The sequence below is a fragment of the Hymenobacter agri genome, assembly GCF_054778495.1.
Map to the genome: position 1 here is coordinate 1 of NZ_BAAGZM010000642.1, position 2,332 is coordinate 2,332.

Annotated in this window: 1 protein-coding gene; it reads left to right on the forward strand. The window is 59.6% G+C overall.

Features of this window, described 5'->3' with window-relative positions; all coding sequences use genetic code 11:
* Positions 1-682: 682 nt before the first annotated feature.
* On the forward strand, positions 683-2,332 hold a 1,650-nt coding region (locus ACYVDE_RS20510; RefSeq protein WP_460503398.1), incomplete at its 3' end, for a hypothetical protein.

Sequence of the window (2,332 nt, forward strand, 5' to 3'; positions counted from 1 at the left end):
GGCGCAGGTGCGCACCCAGGCCGCTCAGCGCCCCGGCGCGCTGGGCCTCGACAGCGGCTGCGTGTACCGGCACAACTCGGCTTTTGCCCAGCTCAGCGCGCTCAATCTTGATACCTGGGAAGTTGCGCAAGTAGCCAACTGCGAGCCCGCCTATCCCATTGGTCGCCGCTGAAGCAGGCAACTGCCAGCGTATCCGGAGCAGGCCGCTACCTTGTTGAGGTAGCGGCCTTTTTGTGTTTTATTAAGGGGAGTTGACGGGGTTTAATAACCATCTCATTTCCGAGTGATAGTCTGTGGGAGGTTTGAGTTGGTAAAGTTATAAAAATGTGCAATAATTAATACTGTTTTGATTAATCCTGTGATGGGGTAGGACTGAATTTGGCTAAGGGGTTATTTACCCGCTAAGCACAAAAAAATAATGGTAATAAAGTTCGAAATCAATGGTATAGCAACAATATAATTTGCTGTTCATATTACTATTCCGGCTGGCGCTTGCATTTGCTGTTGTGCTTCGTGATAACCCGGCGTTAGATTTGATAAGTTACATTTTGGTGAGGTGGCTTTCGGTGGAAATTAATTCCGATACGGATGCTGCCTAATCAATCGATGTAATTATTGCTGGGTGACGGCTCGCCGGACGACCAGCTTTTTACGGTAACCATTCACACTCTTTCTCCCTGTTATGAAACACATTGTCTCTTGTTCACAAGTCGGTTACACCAAGCAGGGCCACCGGAATCGGCTGATGCGTTCGTTGGGTGCGTTGGTTCTGTTCCTGGGGCTGGGCAGCCAGGCGCAGGCGGCCGTCATCTACACGGTAGGAACTACGCCCGGGGCTAACTATCCGACCATTGCGGCGGCGCTGGCGGCGGTGCCTGCCACGCTAGGCGAGGCCTACGAGCTGCGCCTGCTCGATGCCACGTATACTGAAGACGTGCTACTAACCAATACCGGCAGCGCGGCAAACACCCTCACCATTCGGCCCGCGGCCGGGGTGACGACCGTGCTCACCGGCACGTTCACGTTTGGGGCGGGAAGCGCCTACGCCACGCTGAGTGGCAACAACGGGCTGGTGGCCCGGGCCCTCACGCTGCGCCAGCCCAGCCTTACGGCCCCGGCCGTGGCCTTTGGTGGCGACGCCAGCTACAACGTGGTGCGCGAAGCCACGGTGCTGGGCTCCAACACGCTGCTCACGAGCGGGGTAGTGGTAATTGGCAGCGGCACCACAACCGGCAACGACTATAACACCCTCACCGAGTGCTTCGTGGGCAACGCCGACCCCGCGCAACTGCCCGCCAACCTCGTGTACGCGGCCAGCAGCAGCGGCGTAAACGACGGCTTTAGCCTCACCAACTGCGAGCTGTTCAACTTCAACCGCACGGGCGTGCTGGTCGACGCTGGCAACGGCAACCAGTGGACCATCAGCAATAACAGCTTTTATTACAACGCGGCGGCCCTGCCCATCACGGCCCAAACGGGCATCGATTTCCGCCCCGGGGCCACGGCCAACGACGCCACCGTGAACGGCAACTTCATTGGAGGCCAGGCGGCCGGCGCTACCGGCGGCACCTGGACCAACGCCGGTACTCAGAACTTCCGGGGCATTGTGATGAGCTGCGGCAGCAGCACCGTGCTCACCAACGAAGTGATGAACAACGTGGTGCGCGAAGTGAGCCTCACCGGCGTGGGCAGCACCGCCTTCACGGCGCTGAGCGTGGCCAGCGGCCGCTCCGAGCTCACGGCCAACACCGTGACGAACGTGAGTAACACCGGCACGAGCGGCGTGAACAGCCTCGTGAGCCAGGCCACTACCATTCTCTCGTCGTTCAACGTGAGCAGCGGCCAGCTGATGGTAGTAGAAAACGGCCAGACCGTGGTATTGGGCGACCTCAACAATGCGGGCATCCTCAACCACACGGGCGGCGACATTCTCATCAACGGCAACTTCACCAACACCGGCACTTTCGCCCAAACCCTGGGCGACATCGAAATCAAAGGCAACATGCTGAACAGCGGGCAGTTCAACTGCTCGACGGGCAAGGTGAAGCTGACCGGGGCCGGCAACCAGTTGGTGAGCGGCGGCCTCTATTTCAACCTCGAAGTGAACGGCGGCGGCGTGAAAACCTTCTCCGACGACGCCGAGGTGTATAACGGCGTGCAGATGCTGAGCGGTATCCTTAACACCGGCCCGTTCCGCATCAAGCTCGACCCGCTGGCCAACCTCTCCGAAACCGAAACCAGCTACGTGCTGGGCCGCGTGGAAGTGCGCCGCACGCCCGTCGCGGGCCTGGCCGAAACCTTCGGCGGAGTGGGACTGCGCCTGCAGCCCGCC